Annotated in this window: 14 protein-coding genes; 3 read left to right on the top strand and 11 right to left on the bottom strand. The window is 42.8% G+C overall.

Annotation, left to right across the window (positions count from 1 at the left end; genetic code table 11):
• Positions 1-218 precede the first annotated feature (218 nt).
• The 10 genes from BXY41_RS06350 to BXY41_RS06305 form a co-directional block, all read right to left on the bottom strand.
• The gene (locus BXY41_RS06350) at positions 219-914 is read right to left on the bottom strand and encodes a DinB family protein (RefSeq protein ID WP_104435975.1); all 696 of its coding nucleotides are present in this window, start codon (positions 912-914) and stop codon (positions 219-221) included.
• A 22-nt stretch (positions 915-936) separates the two neighbouring features.
• On the bottom strand, positions 937-1308 hold the full coding sequence (locus BXY41_RS06345) for an MmcQ/YjbR family DNA-binding protein (protein ID WP_104435973.1): 372 nt from the start codon (positions 1306-1308) through the stop codon (positions 937-939).
• A gap of 26 nt (positions 1309-1334) precedes the next feature.
• On the bottom strand, positions 1335-1748 hold the full coding sequence (locus tag BXY41_RS06340; RefSeq protein WP_104435971.1) for a DUF3788 domain-containing protein: 414 nt from the start codon (positions 1746-1748) through the stop codon (positions 1335-1337).
• Positions 1749-1827: 79 nt separating this feature from the next.
• On the bottom strand, positions 1828-4887 hold the full coding sequence (gene lacZ, locus BXY41_RS06335; protein WP_104435968.1) for a beta-galactosidase, LacZ type: 3060 nt from the start codon (positions 4885-4887) through the stop codon (positions 1828-1830).
• Positions 4888-5051: 164 nt separating this feature from the next.
• Positions 5052-6752 (bottom strand): DUF2264 domain-containing protein, encoded by a 1701-nt coding sequence (locus BXY41_RS06330; protein WP_104435965.1) that lies wholly within the window; start codon positions 6750-6752, stop codon positions 5052-5054.
• 30 nt (positions 6753-6782) lie between these two features.
• The gene (locus BXY41_RS06325) at positions 6783-7964 is read right to left on the bottom strand and encodes a glycoside hydrolase family 88 protein (RefSeq protein ID WP_104435963.1); all 1182 of its coding nucleotides are present in this window, start codon (positions 7962-7964) and stop codon (positions 6783-6785) included.
• Entirely contained in the window at positions 7936-9765 is a 1830-nt protein-coding gene (locus tag BXY41_RS06320; protein WP_104435960.1) for a glycoside hydrolase family 2 protein, read from the bottom strand. The genes BXY41_RS06325 and BXY41_RS06320 overlap by 29 nt, the downstream gene beginning before the upstream one ends.
• Before the next feature lie 3 nt (positions 9766-9768).
• Positions 9769-10605, bottom strand: coding sequence for a carbohydrate ABC transporter permease (locus BXY41_RS06315; protein WP_104435957.1), 837 nt, complete (start codon positions 10603-10605; stop codon positions 9769-9771).
• Positions 10606-10622: 17 nt separating this feature from the next.
• Positions 10623-11690 carry a carbohydrate ABC transporter permease gene (locus tag BXY41_RS06310; protein WP_207657055.1) on the bottom strand — a complete coding sequence of 356 codons (1068 nt, stop codon included), beginning with the start codon at positions 11688-11690 and terminating at the stop codon, positions 10623-10625.
• Between the two features lie 130 nt (positions 11691-11820).
• Entirely contained in the window at positions 11821-13170 is a 1350-nt protein-coding gene (locus BXY41_RS06305) for an ABC transporter substrate-binding protein (RefSeq protein WP_104435955.1), read from the bottom strand.
• A 363-nt stretch (positions 13171-13533) separates the two neighbouring features.
• On the opposite strand from BXY41_RS06305, the gene BXY41_RS06300 reads away from it, so the two are divergent.
• From BXY41_RS06300 to BXY41_RS06290, 3 genes are read left to right on the top strand one after another with little or no spacing between them, the layout of a single operon-like run.
• Positions 13534-15366 carry a sensor histidine kinase gene (locus BXY41_RS06300; protein WP_242980066.1) on the top strand — a complete coding sequence of 611 codons (1833 nt, stop codon included), beginning with the start codon at positions 13534-13536 and terminating at the stop codon, positions 15364-15366.
• Positions 15367-15371: 5 nt separating this feature from the next.
• The gene (locus BXY41_RS06295; RefSeq protein WP_104435951.1) at positions 15372-16985 is read left to right on the top strand and encodes a response regulator; all 1614 of its coding nucleotides are present in this window, start codon (positions 15372-15374) and stop codon (positions 16983-16985) included.
• 12 nt (positions 16986-16997) lie between these two features.
• Complete coding sequence (locus BXY41_RS06290) at positions 16998-18806, top strand: heparinase II/III domain-containing protein (RefSeq protein ID WP_104435948.1); 1809 nt, start codon at positions 16998-17000, stop codon at positions 18804-18806.
• A gap of 60 nt (positions 18807-18866) precedes the next feature.
• On the opposite strand, the gene BXY41_RS06285 is transcribed toward BXY41_RS06290, so the two are convergent.
• On the bottom strand, positions 18867-20999 hold the full coding sequence (locus BXY41_RS06285) for a sodium-translocating pyrophosphatase (RefSeq protein ID WP_278321415.1): 2133 nt from the start codon (positions 20997-20999) through the stop codon (positions 18867-18869).
• Positions 21000-21094 lie beyond the last annotated feature (95 nt).

Raw genomic sequence — 21094 nt, 5'->3', positions numbered from 1 at the left:
CTTAGACGCAAAGACAGTTTTCCATGAGGCAGACTGAATTTAGTAATATATTTCTAACTATTTGATTGTGTCCATTGATTCCACGATTACGCATCATAGTTCCTGCCTCCTTTACTTAAATTTTGTTGTATTTAATATACAATTATAAGAATACTGCCAATTTATTATTCTGTCAAGCAAATTTTGAACTTTTATGAAATATAGGAAATTGCAGTCACTTATTCCAGAAAAAACTTAGTTCTGGTTCGAATTTTCTCTTTCCATTTACAGCAGTCATTGAGATGCAGCATCACATGGCGGGTTGGCGGCATCAGCAGAAGTCCTGCCACATCCTTGTTTCCCCAAAACTCCAGCAGCCACTCAGAATCTTTTTGAGGGGTTACGCCGCCTTCTGTTTTAATTTTCATAAGGTCTGCTTCATTCACATCCCGAATCATATCTTCATAGGTAAACCGGCTTACGATTTCCCTGGTTTTTTCTCCAACAGCACTGCGGTAATTAAGCAGTTCCTCACAGTTCACCTGTTTGCTGAAAGATATAATCTCCTCATCGGTTAATGCATTTCCCGTATCCTTTATTGGAGAATTAATTTTTCTGCTCCAGTCCTCGTCAAAAAGCTGGTTTCCTCTTGCAGCCAGAATGCCCATGGTCAGATCTTCAATTCTCGCAATATGCCAGACTACCCAGGCAATTGTCTCATCATCTTTTCCTGGCATAATTGCATATTCCCGTGGTTCCAGATCTTCAAACAGGCGGTCGGTTTCGTTTTCTTCTCTATCTTTTATATTCGTACGATGCAGCTGTTTATGAATGTCCAGAAAAATATTAATCGCATCTTTGGTACTTTGCTTTTTCCGGATCACCTTATTTAATGCCTTGTGCTCTTCACTTAATCCCTCACCAAAATATTTCATAATCTCACCCCACAGGATTCTGTTATACGGTTTTCTCGTCCAGCAATTCTTTCTGTCTTTTTTTAGGCAGCTTTGCAAAAATAAGAGAATAGGACTTTTCCAGCATATCCTTTAACAGATCTTCCGGTACTTCTCCGTCTGCCATTACTGAATTCCAATGAACCTTGTTCATATAATATCCCGGTACGATGTCTTTGTACTGCTGCCTTAAAAAATCACCTTCCAAAGGGTCCAGCTTCATGGATATCAGCTTTTCCTTTCCCTGATCATCTCTGCAGACAGCTGCAAACATCTTACCGTCAATCATATACCGGTCCCAGTTCCATTCCTCTTTAAAATCACTGGTAACTCCATTCATTTCCTTTAAAAAGCCATCGATCCACGGATAGTTCATAGCATCATAGCACCTCCCAAAATCCTCTATTTTCTGTTAGGACGTCTCTTTATCTGCAGAAGATTCATATAATCATCAAACAAAGACAGATCATCCGCAGGGAACATGATCCATTTTCCATCATGGTATGTGGTTGAAGTATCATACAGTTCCAGTATCCGGGGGGAGAAGTTTTGCCTTTCCAGTTCAAACTTGTCCCGTTCTGCTTTGCCCAGAATCACCATGAAACCACAACAGCCCTCTCTTGCATAGAGTGCGCAGAGGGTCTTCCCCCCTCTGCGGTATTTGTATTCGTACTTCCACGCCTTACCGCCGCTATTGCAAAGGCGGTCCATGTCATATGATTCTTCAATCTTACTGCAGAGAGCTTCCCATGCAAGAAAAGCCTCCTCGCCAATCAAACTGATCATTTCTTCCCGGTCCGGGATCCTTTCCAGCATGAGTAACTCCTTTCGTTGATTGCTCTGTCACCTGTTTAAAAGATTATATCACCCATAACACGACAGCTGTATGTCATATTTATGAAAAATGATATTCATCGTATTCTTCCATGCTCATTCGTTCAATGGTAAATTCCGTTACCAGTTCCCCTTCTCCACTAATGCAGTATTCTGGATGAACCGGTGCCCCCCAGCTGTCATCTCCGCCTACTCCTCTCATTGCCCCAAAAATGCTGATGACTGTATATCGTGGAGCAGGAAGTTCTTCATTATGAGTGGCAACTTCCAGTTCTTCAGCGGTATAGGGGAGAACGGATGCTTCAAACGGTGCTTTAACAGACCTAAAGCCGATGGAATTTCCCTTTCGGTCAGAAACTTTCAGCCAGCGTACACCTGTCCTGTTACCGCATTCCTGGGGAACCAGATAAGGCGATACATTTCCTTCCGGAGTGTCTTTATAGATTCCAAGTCTGGCGCCTTCCTTACGATCACAGTAATTTTCCTCTGGTCCTCTGCCATACCAGGTAAACTGTTTTGCAGCAGCCGGAGTTATGAGTCTCATACCAAAAGCGGGAAGCTCTGGCAGTCCCTCTTTCCCATGATATACCGCTTTCACATGAATGGCTCCTGTTGAATTTACCTCATAGATAACCTGAGTTTCCGTCTGGGGTATCGTTGAAAGCTGATAGGTATAGGTGACTGTAATGCAACCATCACCTTCTTCCACTTTGCAGTTTTCATTTCTGTAAGCTGGAAATCTGCCTGCACCAAACCACATAGAGCTTTTTACGGAGAATCGGTTACCCTTATCATTATCAGTAGTCGCTCTCCAGTATACAGGCATGAGAGGTCTTCCGACCCACTCTTTTCCGTCATAAACAATGGAAACAATACTTCCTTCCTGTCTGGAAAAGAGAATTCGGAATCCTTCCCCTGATACTCCAATATTGACATCTCCATAAACGATGTTTAATGGCTTTTTACCGCAAGGCTGCTGCTGCCCCTTAATCTCCCGGACGATCTCGCCAAACGCAGTTTCAAAACCAGAATCTGCCCATAACGTGTCCTCCTTTAAAACCGCAGACACCTGATGAACGTACTCTCCTGCCTCGTTCCATTCCGGGATTTCAACCGCGAAATATGCGCTGTTTAATGGTTCCACATCAGCCTCAAACTGCTTCTGATAGATCGGTTCCCCATTTTTTAATACGGTATAAATGAATTCACAGTCTGAAGTTTTCTCAAACAGTCTGCGGTTTTCAATTTTTACTCCATTTTCATCGGGAAACAGGCGAAGATCCTGATAAAGGTACTTCACTTCCTGGGCCTTGGGAGACGCGGTGCGGTCTGCGAAAACAATTCCATCGCCGCAAAAGCTGTAATCTGTGGGACGGTCTTCAAAATCACCGCCGTATGTCATATGCTCTTCTCCGTAAGCATCTTTTTTCATCAGAGACTGGTCAATATAGTCCCAGATAAAACCACCCTGATACATCTCATAGCGGTCTTCCAGATCCGTATATTTATTCATACCGCCAAGGGAATTGCCCATAGCATGCATATATTCACACAAAATAAATGGCTTTTTAGGGTCCTCACTCAGATAACGCTCCACCTCATCCGGTTTTGCGTACATCCGGCTTTCCATATCACTGGTCCGGTCAAACTCCCTGTTCCAGCAGACACCTTCGTAATGAACCAGTCTGTCCGGATCCCGTTCCCTGAAAAAATCTGACATGGCCAGAATATCCTCCCCTGCATAGGATTCATTCCCGCAGGACCAGATCAGAATACTGGGATGGTTTTTGTCTCTCTCCAGCATGGATTTTGCCCGGTCTACCACACATTCCTTCCACTCAGGCAGGCTTCCGGGAACATTCCAGGAAGGCTCACAGTCTCCCATCTTCTGCCAGGAACCGTGGCTTTCTAAATTCGCCTCATCAATTAAGTAAATTCCGTATTCATCACAGAGCCTGTACCACAGACTCTGGTCCGGATAGTGGCAGGTACGAACAGCATTGATGTTATGCTGTTTCATGAAACGGATATCCCACAGCATATCTTCTTTTGTAATGGCACGGCCTCTTCTGACGTTAAACTCATGGCGGTTGACTCCCCGGAATACAATTCGTTTCCCGTTGAGGCACATAATGTTATTCACCATTTCAAAGCGGCGAAATCCCAGCTTCTGGGGAATTACCTCTTTTAACTGACCATTCTCGTCAAATAAGGAAATCCATAATTCATAAAGATAAGGATCCTCTCCATTCCATAACCGGGCGTCCGATACACAACCGGTAAACACAGTATCAGCCTTGGCTGTCTGAGCATCGAAGGACAGAACGTCTTTTCCCTCCCTGTCTTTTAAAACAGCGCTGACACTTCCTTTGATTTCTCCCATAAGACTTAACTCCGCACGTAAAAGTCCATCCTTGTAATCTTCAGAAACATCTGCATGCACGAATAAGTCTCTGACATGGCAGGAAGGAACTGCATATAAATACACATCACGGAATATTCCGGAGAACCGGAAAAAGTCCTGATCCTCAATCCAGCTTGCGCTGCTTCTTTTATAAACCTCCACTGCAAGACGGTTAACGCCATCACAGACTGCGTGAGTAATCTCAAATTCTGACGGAGTAAAGGAATCTTCCGAGTAACCGATAAAAACTCCATTCAGCCATACGTAAAATGCAGTTTCCACCCCCTGAAACGAAAGAAAGAGACGTTTATTCTTTAATTCAGTTTCTAATTCAAATTCCCGAAGATAGCTTCCTACCGGATTGTTTTCCGGATCCGTAAAGGGAGGTCTTAAATATGAAATTCCATCCCACGGATACATGGTATTGATATACTGGCATCTGCCAAATCCCTGTAATTCAATATGTCCAGGCACCATAATAGAATCAAATTTATCTGCATTAAAATCTTTCTCATAAAAATCCTTTACCCGTTCTTCCGGTTTCTCTGCAAAGGAGAACTGCCAGCTTCCATTAAGCATCTGGCGCAGTCTCATATCACCTTCTTCAGCCTCTTGTTTTGTCTCGTAATACTGATGATCGGAATGGGCAGAAATTCTGTTTACAGAAAATACTTGAGGATCATTAAGCCATTCCAGTTTTGCGGTTTTTTCTTCCATTAAAAACCCCTCCTTCTTTTAAGAACATTACATTTATTATAAGCGACAACGGTAAAAGAATCCATTGTATTTTTTGATTTCCGGATGAAAAATAAGGGCGAAGAAGCTGTTATTGATCCACATCTTCTTTGCCCTTAAAATCTCTGTGGTAAAAACCGGCTCTGCTAGCGGATGGAGCTTTTCACCTGGGTTTCAATCCGAATGGTTTCTCCTTTTTTAATCCGGTAGGATACTGACGGAATCGCTGCATTGGGATATAGCACGTTGGTGTTAGGATCCGATTCAATAACAAATCCAGTTGCACAAGGACCTTCCCCTGTTACCTGACAGCATTGCTCCCGGTTTGATACAAGAGCAGCTGTCCCTGCTGCCTTCTGTTCATATTCTTCCGCAAACTTCTTTACGGCAAATCCGCAATCGTATGCAGTACAGTCGTACTGGCTTACTATCTCATGGATTCTTAAATGACCATATTCCTGAGGCACAATGGTGGTAGTAACCTCAATGCCGGGAAATGGATGCCAGCTACTGATTACACGGTCTTCTAAAACTTCGTACTGGTCACTGTATTTTCTTACAAAGACATAGTCATCCCCATCAATGACGAATGCAAGGGAAGAATCCGGTGCATTTTCATGAAGTACAATCTGACTCCTAGCGACTGAGAAACCAAAACGGGTGGAGTAAGCAAACTTGGAGTATTTCTCCGGTACGTGGCCATGACCGTATTTTTCACAAACACCTGCTGGATAAGCGATTACATCCGATCCGATCCGATGCATCAGCATATCCGCCTGTTTTAACAGCTTTATATTGTCAAGACTGGGCAATGGTTCCGCTTTTGCAGACCAGAACGGATGGCTGTCTGGCAGTCCCAGACACAATAGCGTCTTCATTCCCCAATAAGGAGATCCAGGCGCATTGTAACGCTCTGCCATAATCAGATTGGGATACGCATATCCAATAGTCAGAACACCGTCCCGGTCAAAGATTTTCTGATCCAGCCACCAGTTTAAATGACGGGATAAAATTCCCTTTACAACGCCTGGGGAAATATCATCAAGCCCTGCAAATAAGTAGGCAGACCAGAATGCAGCTTCTCCGAACCGGTAAGAAAGACTTCGTCCAAAGGGCAGTGCGGCTCCATTTTCATCAAACCAGTAAATAAAATCTCTGGCAAAAATCTTAGCCCGTTCTCTAAATTCCCTGCACCGCTTAGGATCTTCCTCTTCCATTGCTACGGAGTATAAAAGCCCGTAATAATGCATGGCAAAAGAAATGTAATAGTCTTTCTGACTGGAGCCGCCATCCCGGTACCAGCCGTCACCGATATAATAGCTTTCTATTTTATCAAGACCTGATAAGAGCTTTTCTTTGCTGTATGGATAGCCAAGCTTTTGCAGGGCAACATTTACAAGAATCATAAAAAACTGCCAGTTGCAGTCCGGTATAATGTGCTCATTGATTCCGTAAAGCCATTTAGCCAGGTTGTCTTTTTCCCGATCTTCTAAGGGTTCCCATAGTTTTTCCGGAGTAAAGATCAGACCGCTTGCAATTGCAGCCATCTCCACAAACCTCTGATCATAATCGTTAAAGCCGCCCCAGTATTCGCCATGGAGTGGATCGGTACCATTTTTCAAACCATTTACATAGATTTCTTCATAGCCTTTTCCTCCTCCAAGCCATAAGGGCACCAAAGCCCACAGGGGTCTTGAAAAAGCCTCCATTTCCATGCTGACTGCAGGATAAGTAACACCGCTGTCTCCTAAATGCAGTCTTGCACAACCGTTACTGTATAATGGCTTTAATGGATCTAACAGCTGAAACATCAGCTGTCTGTAGTCCTCTTTTGTTTCAAGCTTCATGAACATTCGCCTCTTTTCAATCATTGATTATTACCAGTATGGATTCCAGTCTATGGACAGACGGATCAGCGCCTCTAAATAGAAATAATCTCCCCAGATGTTGCATTCATCCACACCTTCGGGAGTGCAGGTATTGTATGGAGATTTCTTGGAATACGTGCTGTGAAGAACCAGTCCGTTGGATTTGGTTCCTTCTTTCACCGCATAACCAGACACTACTGATTCCATAATCTTCTTCGCTATGGATCGATAGTAAGCCGCTTCTGCTTCCGGCAGATAGTTAGCCATTTCAAGCATTCCGCAGGCTGCAATGGAAGCGGAGGAAGAATCCTTTGGCTCCCCAGATCCATCTGTAAATTCCAAATCCCAGTAAGGTACTAAATCATCGGGGAGATGATCTAAGAAGTAACCAGTCACATGCTTAAAGTCTTCTACATATTCTTCTCGTTTCGTATAGCGGTATGCTAACGCACAGCCATATACTCCCCATGCCTGACCTCTTGCCCAGGCAGACCCGTCCCGGTATCCCTGGCAGGTTGCACCATGATCCGGCTCACCAGTCTCCATATTCATAAAGAAGGTATGCCAGGTGGAATAATCTTCTCTGATCACATTGGCAATGGCAGTATGAATGTGCTTTTCAGCAATATCCCTGTACTTTGTATCATTGGTTTCTTCGGATGCCCAGTAAAGAAGAGGCAGATTTAAAAGACAGTCAATGATAAAACGGTAATTCTCCGGCTGGTTCATAGGTCCCCATGCCTGAATAAACTGCCCCACTGGCTGAAAACGGCTGATGAGCTGATCTGCTGCCTTGATTGCCGCCTTCTTTCCCGTCTCATCTCCTACCAGCTTATAGGCTGCCACACAGGAAGGGGAATAGAGAAATCCCATATCGTGATGATCCACTTCCACCTTATCTTCAATTCTCTTTAAAAAGCTTTCTGCCTGAATGCTGCCAGCCTTGGCAAATGCGTCATCCCTGCTCCACTCATACGCCAGCCAAAGCTGACCAGTCCAGAATCCGGTGGTCCAGTTTACATTGGGAGTAGGCTTATAATAGCCGTCTTCACTATAAGCTTTTTTAAAAGAGTGGGTAAATTCCCCTAAATTATCCTTCAGCTGTCTGACAGCAAAGTCCAAAGCTTTGCGGCACTGGTCTGCCGACAGCTCCGGTCTGCTTTCAAACAATTCTTTCGTCGTTTCCTTCATTTTCCCTTACCTCCTCATAAAACTTCTTCATTACTTCAAATGCAGGCTTTTCTCTCTTTCTATCCGCAGTTACCAGACCCTTTATGTTGTATCCCTTCTGATATGCGCCAAGCCTCTTGGGCGTCCGGTAATCATACAGGATCCAGGGCGCTGTGCCCTGAATGTACTCTGTTTTGCCAAACATCTCTACCTGCTTTTTATAGATTTCTTCCTGTTCCTCTTCAGAGCCGCGGACATTCTTACCGGTTTTATTTTCAGAATGGTACCCATCTGCACCAAACTCACTGATTATCACTGGTTTTTCCGGCTTAGAACCATTTAGAATTTCTGTCAGCTTCTCATAATCGGGATCATACCAGCCATAATACTCATTAAAACCGATGACATCCAAATGGCTCTCCAAACGGTCAGCAATTCTTAAATTTACGGAATCTACCAGACACGCAGCTGAAATCAGACGGGAAGGGTCCTTTTCTTTGGCTGTCTCTGCCAGATACTTCATAAAGTGATACCTGTCGTCTGTATCCGGATTTTCATTTCCAACAGACCAGATAATAACACTGGCGCGGTTAAAATCCCGGGAGATTAATTCTGAAAGCTGGTTTCTTGCATCATTTAGCGTCTGCGGGTTTGAAAAGTCAATCCACCAGTAAACCGGAATTTCCTCCCAAAGTAGAATCCCTTCTTCATCTGCGATCTCAGAAACCCACTGGGTATGGGGGTAATGGGCGAGGCGCAGGAAATTACAGTTCATCTTTTTCGCTCTCTGAAATGCTTCCCGGATATCCTCCTTTGTTACCGCTTTCCCATGGTTCTCGGTTTCCTCATGGAGACAGGCTCCCCGTAAGAATATGGATCTGCCATTTAACAATATCTTTCCGTCTCTTGTCTCTATGGTACGTAAGCCGATGACATCCGTCACCTCATCCTTTGCTTCTCCCTTTTCCTTCAATGTCAGAATCACATCATATCGTTTGGGATTCTCAGGACTCCAAAGGGATAAATTCTGTGCATGGACGATCTTTGTAAAGGTACCGTCTCCACTTACAGGAACGGTTTCTTCTATGTTAAGTTCCGGAATTAAAAAAGTCAACGTATGATCTGTCAGTTTCTTCTCACTCTCAATAAGAGCCTTCACTTCAATCGCTCCGGTTTCCCTGTTAACAAGACTTACTTTCATATTCTTAATGTAGACATTCGGTACAAAAAGGAGGGAAACATCCCGGTAAATACCGCCATATAAGAACCAGTCCGTATTTTCACTGGGGATCTGTTCTTTTCTTCTGGTATTATCCGCCACCACAATTAATCTGTTTTCAGCCTTTAAATGAGCTGTAATTTCTAAGGAAAACGGTGTAGAACCTCCTTTGTGGATTCCAAGGAATGTTCCATTTAAAAAGATTCTGGCTTCATAGGAAACGGCACCAAACTGTAAAAACACACGCCCTTTATTTTCTTCTTCCAAAGAAAACCGGCGGCTGTATACCGCCGGTCCTTCGTAATAAAAATATTCCGGTTTTGCAAGATTCCATACTCCTGGTACTTTGATTTTTTCCCAGTCGTCAAAGGCGTAATCAAGAGGGACACTGCGCCCTTCGTCATTTATTTCCTGTTCTAAAAACCATTTTGCCCTTAAACAGTTATCGTACTGGTCCACAGAAAAGTTCCATTCCCCGTTTAAAGACCGGGTTCTTCTTCCTCCTGGGAAAATCAGGGTTTCCTCTTGTATAACAGGGATTCTGTAGTTTCTTTTATAATCCCCGTTATGAATATTGTCCACGAAATTTTTTATTATTTCCATTGTTTAACCTTTCACGCCGGTAGCTGCAATTCCTTCTACGAAATATTTCTGAAGGGATAAAAATACAATTAATACGGGTATTAAGGAAAGTACTGATGCTGCCATAATCAGACCAAATTCTGAGCTGTACTGGCTGATAAACATTTTAAGTCCTAACTGAAGTGTCTTCTTGGATTCCGTCTTTAAATAAATTAACGGTCCTAAGAAGTCATTCCAGGTATTAACAAAAGTAAAGATTGTCAGTGTAGACAGTGCTGGTTTTGACAAGGGAAGCATGATTTTAGAGTAAATCTGATACTCTGACATACCATCAATTCTTGCCGCTTCACACAATTCATCGGGAATTCCCTGATAGAACTGTCTCATCATGAATACTCCGAAGGCTGAAAACGCCTGAAGGAAAATAATCGCCAGATGGGAATCATTCAGTCCGAAATTTCTCATCATCATGAACTGGGGAACCATGTAAACCTGCCATGGAACAGCGATGGTGGCAATATACGCCATAAAAAGGGTGTCTTTGTATTTAAATTTCAGCTTTGCAAATGCATAGGCAGCAAAGCTGCTGGTTAAAAGCTGGAGAAATGTTACGATCAAAGTGATCTTTATGGTATTTCCCACAAAGGTCATCAGAGGGATTTTGGTCCAGATATCAACATAATTCATCCACCGCGGATTTTTGGGAATCCACTGAATGGGAAAGATAAATACGTCTTTATCAAGTTTTAATGATGCTGACAGCATCCATGCAAACGGGATCAGCATAGCCGCTGTAAGAATGAGCAAAACCACATACAGGAGGGATCTGCTGATTTTATAATTTGTGCTTTTTACTTTCATGTTATATCCTCCTTCTTCTAGTTTGCATATTTTTTCTCACCGCGGAACTGAACCAGGGTGATTGCAAGAACCATTAAGAACAGCACAATTGCAACTGCACTGGAATAGCCCAGATTCCAGTTACGGAATGCTTCTTCATAAATGTGGTAAACCAAAACCATAGCCTGGGAACTTACAACACCGTTGGAGCCGCCTGCAAGCATATATACAATATCGTAAACCTTAAAGCAGTTAATGGTCAGAATAATTGTAACAAAGAATGTAGTAGGTTGAAGCTGGGGCCAGGTAATATAGCGGAACCGCTGCCAGGAATTACAGCCGTCAAGACCAGCTGCCTCATAGAGCTCTGCATTGATTCCCTGAAGTCCTGCAAGATAAATTACCATGTAGTAACCCATGTTCTTCCATACACTAAAGAGCACGATTGTAAACATAACCCAGTGAGGATCTGCCGACCATTTAGGCAGGCTTTTTGCATGAACTCCCAGATAATATAAAATCATATTGACTGGTCCGCTTTTCTGAGGACTGAAAAGCATGTTCCACACGGCTGCCACTGCAACCAGAGATGCTACGTAAGGGAAGAATCCTACCGTACGGAAGAAATTCCTTCCCTTTATTTTCTGGTTTAAAACGATTGCCAGTCCCAGTGCACTGACTAACGTCAAAGGTACGGTGGCGATACAGTATACAATGGTATTGATAAAGGCAGAATGAAACCTTGCATTGCCAAACATGTCAATAAAGTTTTTAATTCCTGCGAATTTCATGGGACTGTTGCCATCCCAGCTCATAAATGCCAGTACAAACGCAAAGATAATGGGTCCCAGCGTAAATATGGCAAATCCGATAAAGTTGGGAGCGATAAAAGAATAAGCGACTAAATTTCTTTTTTCCTGTCTGGTAAGGATCTCTCCGGTCCTCACCTTCTTAATTTTCTCATCTATTGTTTCGATTTTCGCAATCAGCCTGTCGCGCTCATGAGTACGTTTTGCGTCTTTTAACAAAAGACTGAGTGCATTCCGTTTCTCATGTAAAGCCGCGATTTTTTCCTGTTTTTGCGCTTCTGTTATTGTCTTAGCCATAGTCTGTCTTAAAGCCCGGTAAAACGGCTTATCCTCCTTTTCCAGTTCTTATCCGTCAAAATCAAATCAGAAGTTTTTAAATAAGGCGGGCCGTTATATGCTGCCCGCCTGTTTTTGTTACCACGCTGCTTTATTTGCCAAGAATTGCACCGATTTTTTCATTCATCTGAGCAATGCCGTCATCAACTGACATACTTCCTGTCATGATTGCATCATGTGCTTCATTTAATACAGTTTCGATCTCAGAGCTCTTTGGATTTACAGGCATCTCTAAGTACAGCTTGGAAGTGTTTAAAGCTTCAACACTGGTTCCATCTGCTTTTGGGAATCCGTCTGCACTGGATACAAGATCAGCAACTGTGCTGTTCATAACAGCTGGAATGGTTCCGGTAGAAGCAAGAATCTCTGCTCCGTCTTTTCCGCTTACAAAGTTAATGAATTCCCATGCAAGATCTTTATGAGGTGCATTGGAAGGAATTGCAAGAGAAGTAATGGTAGCAAGTGTAGAACCTGGCTCTACGCCTTCTGCATGAGGATATTTCACGATTCCCCAGTTTTTGCAGTCTGTATATTCACCTGTACGGATCTTATCCATTAAAGTGGAGATAAACCAGGTACCCATGTTCATCATAGCAATGTTGCCCTGTGCAAATGCGCCTGAGTAATGAAGTCCGCTGGTCTTTAATGTAGCATAATCCTGGCAAACGCCGTCTTCCTGCTCTTTAATTACCATATCATAGTAAGGCTTTAAGAAATCATATTTTCCATCAATGATGGTATTTTTTCCGTCAAGCACACCAAATAACTGTACTGCAGATCTCCATGTATGATAATGTGCTCCGTATACTTCCTGTCCTGGTGTGTCTACTGTTAAGCTTCTTGCCAGCTTATCATACTGTTCAAATGTCATATCATTAGTCGGGTAAGCAACACCTGCTTTATCAAAGATGTCCTTATTATAGAACAGTACCCAGAAATCGTTACGGAATGGAAGCTCATATAATTTATTTTCTACCTTAATCTGATCGGTAAGGCCTTTATACTGAGTTAAATCCACTTTGGAAGATTCGATGTAGCTGTCCAGAGGCTCTAAAACACCTTTGTTTACCAGTGTCATGTAACCTGGAACATCCTTTACTGTTACCACATCAAAATCAGAACCGCTGCCAGTTAATTCTGTTGCAAGAACTGTCTGATAATCGGTAGAACCAAGATCCACCATCTCGATTTTAACATCCGGATGTGCTTTTTCAAACGCGTCGATCAGAGGCTGATAATAGGTCGTGGAACTGATATCCCAAACAGACCATTTCAGTGTTGTCTGTCCGCCTGCTGATGCAGTGGTCTCTGCTGCCTTTGTCTCTGTTTTGCTTGCTTCTGTTGATGCAGCTGTGGTTTCTTTGGTACTGCTGCCGCAGCCTGCAAGTGCAGTGACTGCCATGGTACAGGCAAGTGCAAGGCTAAGTGCTCTTTTTTTCATTGTATACCCTCCTGATTTGAAATTGTTTTCAGTAAACCCTTGTGATTTACCATGGCTCTATTATAACCCGCTTCCATTGGATTTAAGAATGGAAATTATCTAAGAAAATATTCACTATTTATTCACAAATTAATTCTGTATTACTAAAACATGTATTATTTTATGATAAACAGTAAAATTTATCTTTTGTATACATATTGACCTGTTTTTATAAAAATAACACGGCTCTTTTCATTGACATTTTACAGGAAATAAGCTAACTTAAAAAATGACAGCGTTGGGTATCAATACATCTATTATAGAAAGGACTTGTCTGATATCATGTGGAAAACACTGATTCCAAAAACCATCCGAGGCAAAATCATGATTTTGACAGCAGCCGTTACGCTGCTTATCACAGTCCTTACAACCACAGTCTGTTTCTCAGTCTTTCAGTTATTTCTCAGAAGAAATCAGGTTCAGTCTGCAGAATTCAGTCTGCAGGTTGTGAGCAATAACATAGCAACAGACATGAAGGATATCATTTATTTCAGTAAATGGTGCTGCTCCAATGGAGTCATACAGGACTATCTGGAAGCATTTAAAGATGTAAACAAGCTTCCAACGGCTTCCAATGATTCCAGCAATTTACGGCCAATGGCTCTTTCCACTCATAACCGACTGAAAGAAGAATATTATAAAACCCGTTCCTACAAATATATTCGTGCAATCGTTTCTACAAATAATGAAAATAACTTTCTCCATATGACCTCTTCCGTCAGCACCTCTTCTCCTTATGCTGCCAAACTCATAAGGAAGAGCGATTTTTTTGAACCTCTGTTTCATGCTGACGATTTTTTATGGATTGGGCTGATTCATGACCCATTATCTTCCATCACTCAGGGAGAATTCATTCCTATTGTACGTCCTGTCTATGACAAATTTAATTCGGAGATCATCGGATGGACTTATGTTGAAATTTCAACCAGACTGTTTACGGACTATCTGGCAACCTATCCCCTTCCAGATGACAGTCTTTTTTTCATTAATATGGGGGATAAGACCTATCGTTTTCAGTCCAATACCCTGGTGGAAACAAAAAAGCCTTATGAGATTTCGGAAAATTCAGCCAGAAAGGAATCTTTCCTGGCAGGCACCCAGGTTCATTCTGTAACCATGAGTGGCGGAGAAAAACGAATTCTGATCGAGCGTCCCATAGATGGTGTCAACGACTGGAGTATATCTCAGATTTTATCTGAACAGCAGTTTAAACAGCAAAAGAATTTATATACACTGCTGATTATCGGCATCTGCTTTTTTATTGTTTCTATGGGCATCCTGCTTGCATTCTTTTTAAACCGCTTTATTATGGAGCCAATTCATAAGCTGAGTAATAAGATAGACAGTATTTCAACCGGAGATTTTTCCAGAGACAATACCATTGAATGGAATCATGAGCTGGGTCAGATCGGCAGAGGAATTAATACCATGTCCGGCAATATTATCACGCTGATGGAAAAACGTGTCTCCGATGAAAAACAGAAAAAGGATCTGGAATATCAGATTCTTCAAAGCCAGATCAATCCTCATTTTCTCTACAACACGCTGAATTCCATTAAGTGGATGGCGACCATTCAGAATGCGGGAGGCATCGCAGACATGACAACTGCCCTGGCCCGGCTTTTAAAGAATGTATCCAAAGGAACTGCTTCCATGATTCCGCTGAGAGAAGAACTGGATCTTATCAAGGACTATTTTTTAATACAGCAGTACCGTTACGGCGGCAGTGTAACCATTGAATATCAGATTCAGTCCGATGAACTTTATAACTGCCAGATTCACCGGTTTTCTCTTCAGCCCATTATTGAAAACGCTCTCTTTCATGGAATCGAACCAAAAGGAGCGGCAGGCAGGATCATTGTATCAGCCGAAGCGGAAGAAATTGCTGGAGAAAAAGGACTGATGATCCGTGTGACAGATAACGGAATCGGGATGTCGGAGGAAATGATCGAGAAAGTACTTCGGGAAGATACCGATTCTCATAACAAAACGGAGTTCTTCCGGCACGTAGGCATTAGTAATGTAAACAAGCGGATTCAGTATGATTTCGGATCAGAATACGGAATTACAATTACCAGCCGGCAAGGTGAATTTACTACCATGACTATTCGGCTGCCTTACGTACTGTTTACAGAAAAACAATTGGCAGAAAGGTAATATATATGACAAAATTATTGATCGTGGATGACGAACCACTGGTTCAGATCGGAATAAAGTCCATGTTAAACTGGACAGACTACGGGATTGAAATCTGCGGCACTGCAGTAAATGGTCAGAATGCTCTGGATTTAATTGAGGAATATTCGCCGGAAATCGTCATTACGGATATTCGCATGCCTATTATGAACGGTCTGGATCTTGCAAAGGCATGCCGGGAAAAATACGGGAAAATCCCTCTGTTTATATTTCTCACAAGTTATGAAGAATTTCAGCTGATCAAAGAAGCAATGTCATACGAAGCAGTGGATTATTTAATCAAGCTGGAGTTAAATGCCCAGTCCTTACTGGAATCCGTTCAAAAAGCTCTCTCCCGTTTAGAAAGTCTTCGGGTTTCCATCGAGTATAAGGAATCAGGCCGTCCTCTGCTTCAAAGCTATTATGAAAAATTTTTCATGCGGCTTTTACACAATTTATTTGACAGTGAAGAACAGTTTGATCTGCAGTCAAAGGATTTAAAGCTGAGTTTTGCAGAACACTGCTACTTTGCAGCATTTTGCGAAATACAAGAAAACAACCATACTCAGATGGAATACAGTAAATTAATGAATCTATATAGCAGTACCCTGCAGATGTACCGGGAAATTATAACCAGGTATCTTCCCGCCTATGTGGTGTCTCTGGATATGAAGCATTTTGCAGTTGTGTTTCACCTTGAATCCTTAGATGGATTTAAGGAAGATACCATTAAAAATGCCTTTCTCAATGCTTCGGAAATGGTAAACAATTATTTTAATGTAACGGTGTTAACCGGGGTGGGGTCCCCCTTCTCCCAGCCATTAAAAATCAGCGAATCCTACCAGGAAGCACGTCAGGCATTTGGACGGATGAACCGTTCCCAGTCCATCGCATTTTTTAATAGCGGCGATACGGATTCCATTCGGAATGCATTTAATATTTCAGTCTTTAAAGGGGAAATTACAAAGGCATTTAATGAATTTGATACGGATGTACTCTCCCGCACCTTAACAGAAATTATAGAACTGTTTGAAGCTCACCCGCTGCGTTTTTCCCAGGCGGCAGACGGCGCCTGCAACATTCTTTATCTGGCATTGTCTCTTCTGCCGGATGGAGAGGCAAATATGGCGGAGATTTTCTCTTCTTATAGTGATGGTTACCGTTCGATTTACCGGTTTAGCAATGTGGAACAGATTGTTGAGTGGATGACCGTACTCCGGGACGGTTTGTGTGATATTTTAAAATCCAAACGAAAAACCTATAAGGCTCATGTCATTACAAACGTGCAAAAGTATATTCACAATCACGTCGCCGAAAAGCTCACTTTAAATGAGGTTGCCGGTGTATTCGGACTAAGCCCTAATTATTTAAGCATTCTGTTTAAAAAGAACTGCCACCTGGGATTTTCCGAATACATCGCCCAGGCCAAAATCAATAAAGCAAAAACCCTTCTCCTGGAACAGGATATGAAGATTTACGAAGTAGCCGACCAGTTGGGCTTTGAAAGCGCTTTTTATTTCAGCAAGGTATTTAAAAAAGTCACCGGATACTCTCCCAGGGACTTTATTCAGCAAAACACTATGGATCCGGAAGAAGAATAAGGAGAACACATCATGATTACAGAAATTTTTCAGCATTTAACGAAACCCATTACCAGCTTTAACCCGTTATTTCCTGCCTCAAACCGGGATTCCTGGGAAGGTCTGCCGGAAGAATTACGATCACGTCTGATTCAGGACGGGGAGCAATATCTTGGCTTTTCTTACCCTTCCCTTCCTGCAACTGAATTCATGGAATTCTCCAGAACAGGAAACAGGAGTCATTTTCAGGATAAAATGTTTTTAAGAAGGACGGTATTAAATTCTCTGGTTCTTGCCGAATGTGCCGAATATAAAGGGCGGTTTCTGGACGATATCATCAATGGCCTATATTTAATCTGCGAAGAAAATGCGTGGCAGCTCCCTGCCCACAACTCGTATATCCGTGATACACCCCAGTTCATCCTTCCTGACGTAACCCGGCCTGTTATTGATTTATTCGCTGCTGAAACCGGAGCGGTTCTGTCTGTCGCAGAGTATCTTCTGAGGCAGGAGCTTCTTCAGGTAAGTCCTTTCCTGTCGGTAATGATCAATAAAAATCTGGAAGAACGGATCTTTCAGCCTTATCTGAATGAACATTTCTGGTGGATGGGGGATGGCAAAAGTCCCATGAACAACTGGACGGTATGGTGTACACAGAATGTACTTCTCTCTGCATTTACAAGAGATCTTGATGAAGACAGGAAACAGCAGATTCTTGAGAAAGCATGCCAAAGCATCGATTACTTTCTTGATGAATACGGAGACGACGGATGCTGTGACGAGGGAGCCCAGTATTATCGTCATGCGGGATTATGTCTGTTTAATTGTCTGGAGGTACTGAACGGCATCACAGATAATTCCTTTCAAACCATATACTCAAATAAGAAAGTTAAGAACATTGCAGCATATATTCTAAACGTTCATATTGATGGAATCTATTATGTTAATTTTGCAGACTGCTCTCCTGTGGCCGGACGCTGCGGCGCCAGAGAATTCTTATTTGGCAAACGGACAGGGAACCAGGAACTGATGGCATTTGCTGCTTCTGATTATCAGAACGGGGAAGATCCACTGGATGTCAGTGAGCACAATTTATTTTACCGGCTCCAGACCGTATTCACATATTCGGAAATGCTTACCTTTGACAAAGCTCCTTCTATTAAACATAAGGATTACTGGTATGAAAGTGTTGGAATCTTCCTTGCAAGGGATGACCATCGGTACTTAGCCGTCAAAGCAGGCGATAACAATGACAGCCACAATCACAACGATACCGGCAGCTTTACCATTTATAAAGATGGCAGGCCGCTGCTGATCGATATTGGTGTGGAAACCTACACCAAAAAGACATTTTCTCCGGAAAGGTATGATATATGGACCATGCAGTCCCGTTATCACAACCTACCCTCTTTCCTGGATGGAGATATAGAAATCATCCAGAAAGACGGAGCTTCTTTTGCTGCCAGAAATGTCTCTTATGAGCTTGGTTCTGCTGTGTGCAGCATTTCAATGGACATTGCCGGCGCTTATCCGGACAACCGGATTCATTCTTATGAGCGAAGGGCTGTCATGAAAAAGGGCGAACAGATTGTTATAACGGATCATTACGAAGGGGAGGGGTTACAGCCGGTATTATCCCTTATGTTTTATGAGGAACCAACATTAGATGGGAATCAGATAAAAATCGGAGATCTTGGAACAGTAACTGTAACCGGCAGCTCTCATATGAGAAAGGAATGCCTTCCCATAACAGATGACCGGCTGAAAACAACCTGGAAGCATGATATTTACCGGGTTTTAGTATCAATGGATTTCAATGATTTAGTATTAACCATAGAATAGATTGAGAAAAAATGGGGCAGAAATCCATACAAAAGGATTTCTGCCCTGATTTTATGATTATCATCCAAACAGATTAAAGGTAAGGAAAATAGTAGCTGTCAGAGAAGCCACCAGGGATACAACCGTAATCTGAGTATTAATTGACGGACCTGCTGTATCTTTAAATGGATCTCCTACTGTATCTCCTACTACTCCTGCCTTATGAGCCGGTGAATTTTTGCCTCCGTTATTCCCCGCCTCAATGTATTTCTTTGTATTATCCCACAGTCCTCCTGAATTGGACATGAATAATGCGAATAATAATCCGCTGACAATATTTCCAGTAATGAAACCGCCGATGGACTGTACGCCTCCGATAAATCCAACTAACAACGTTGCAATGATGGTCATAAGTCCGGCTGGAACCAGCTCCTTAATTGCGCCGTCGGTGGCAATTTCTATACATTTGTCGTATTCCGGAACAACGCCTTCTTTTCCCTCTTTTAATCCGGCAATCTCTCTGAACTGACGGTGAATTTCAGAAACCATACGCTGTGCATTCCGGTCAACTCCAAGCATCAGCATGGCTGAAAACAATGCAGGAATTGCTGCACCAATTAATAATCCAAAAAATACATTGGGATTAATCACGTCAAAGCCTGTGATCTTATCCATAATCGCTCCTGCCGAAGCAGCATTAAGCTCATCAATCGCACCGTTCACTTCACTCATAAATGCTCCCAGCAAAGCGATTACTGTAAGACCGGCAGCACCGATGGCAAATCCTTTTGTCACTGCCTTTACTGTATTTCCTGCACTGTCCAGGGAATCGGTTATTTCAAGCGCCTTATCGCCAAGATCACCCATCTCGACCAGACCTCTTGCATTGTCAACGATTGGACCATACGCATCGTTGGATATAATCATGCCTACAATTGAAAGCATTCCAACTGCAGCCATAGCGATTCCGAACATGGCATATTCCACACTTCCTCCGCCCATTGGATAGCAAAGCTTGTAGGCAGCAAGTGCTGACACACCAATTCCGATCATAGACGGAAGGGTGCTCATTAAACCATAGCTGATTCCGGATAAGATAGTAAATGCAGGTCCGGACTCACAGGCCTTTGCCACTGCACGAACCGGAGGCCTTTTGTCATCTGTAAAGTAATCACTGGCAAGACCAATGACAACACCTACCAAAAGACCAATCACGCTGGCCCCCCAGATTCGCCAGGAAAAACCAAAAGCCCAGGTTGCGGCTGCAGTCAGCACACCGTAAAGTCCCGTTGTTACGTATGTATTTGTGTTTAATGCCAAAGTGGGATCTCCGCCCTCCTTCATCCTTGCGGTCATTACACCTACCATGGAAGCCAGAAGACCAACTGCTGCATAGCAAAATACCATGGCTGCATTGTTGGCAGTCTGACCAGCTGCCTTAGAAGCACCATCCAGGGATACTGCCATAACCAGCGCAGCTGCCATGGAAGCCACATTGGAATCAAATAAATCCGCTCCCATTCCAGCCACATCTCCTACGTTATCGCCTACATTATCAGCAATAACTGCAGGATTTCTGGGATCATCCTCGGGAATTCCAAGTTCAACCTTACCAACCAGATCCGCACTGATATCTGCTGTCTTTGTAAAGATACCGCCGCCTGCCTTTGCAAAAAGAGCCATGGAGCTTGCACCGAAGCTGAATCCCAGAAGTGCTGTGGTATTATTTGTCAAAAGCAAAACCAGGGTCACTCCCAGAAGGCTGGATCCCACAACTGCCATTCCCATAACGGCGCCGCCTCGGAATCCTGACATAAATGACTGTTTAATCCCCTTTGTGGAAGCCTCAGCTGCCTTCACATTGGCGATTGTTGCAATACTGATACCAATCTTACCCGCAATAGCGGAAAAAACTGTGCCGAACAAATACGAAACTGCCATAATGATGTTGCCAATAATATTGCCCTTCCATATGGGTGAAGGAAGGAATATTAAAATAACAACTGCTGCTACAAGACAAAAGCGTGATAACGTCTTGTATTCTTTTGTGAGAAATGTGTTTGCGCCATTGCGAATCAATTTACTTATTTCTGCTATCCTTTGATTGGAGGAAGGCTGTGCTTCAACCCATCGGTAAAGCCAGAATGCTACGCCAAAAGCAAGCATTGAAATAATAATAGATAAGATCTGAAAAAACTGTAAATTAAGTACCAAAGAGCTCATCTCCCTTTCATTTATTAAGCAAAATTCGCTTTGTCTCCAATACTAGCATTTTAGTGCAATAAGTTCAAGTAGCAAATAAATGCTAT

This window comes from Lacrimispora xylanisolvens (assembly GCF_002934545.1).
In the GTDB taxonomy this organism is placed as follows: Bacteria; Bacillota; Clostridia; order Lachnospirales; family Lachnospiraceae; genus Lacrimispora; species Lacrimispora xylanisolvens.
The sequence above is the reverse complement of the archived record's forward strand: the minus strand, read 5'-3'. Positions and strand labels throughout refer to the sequence as shown.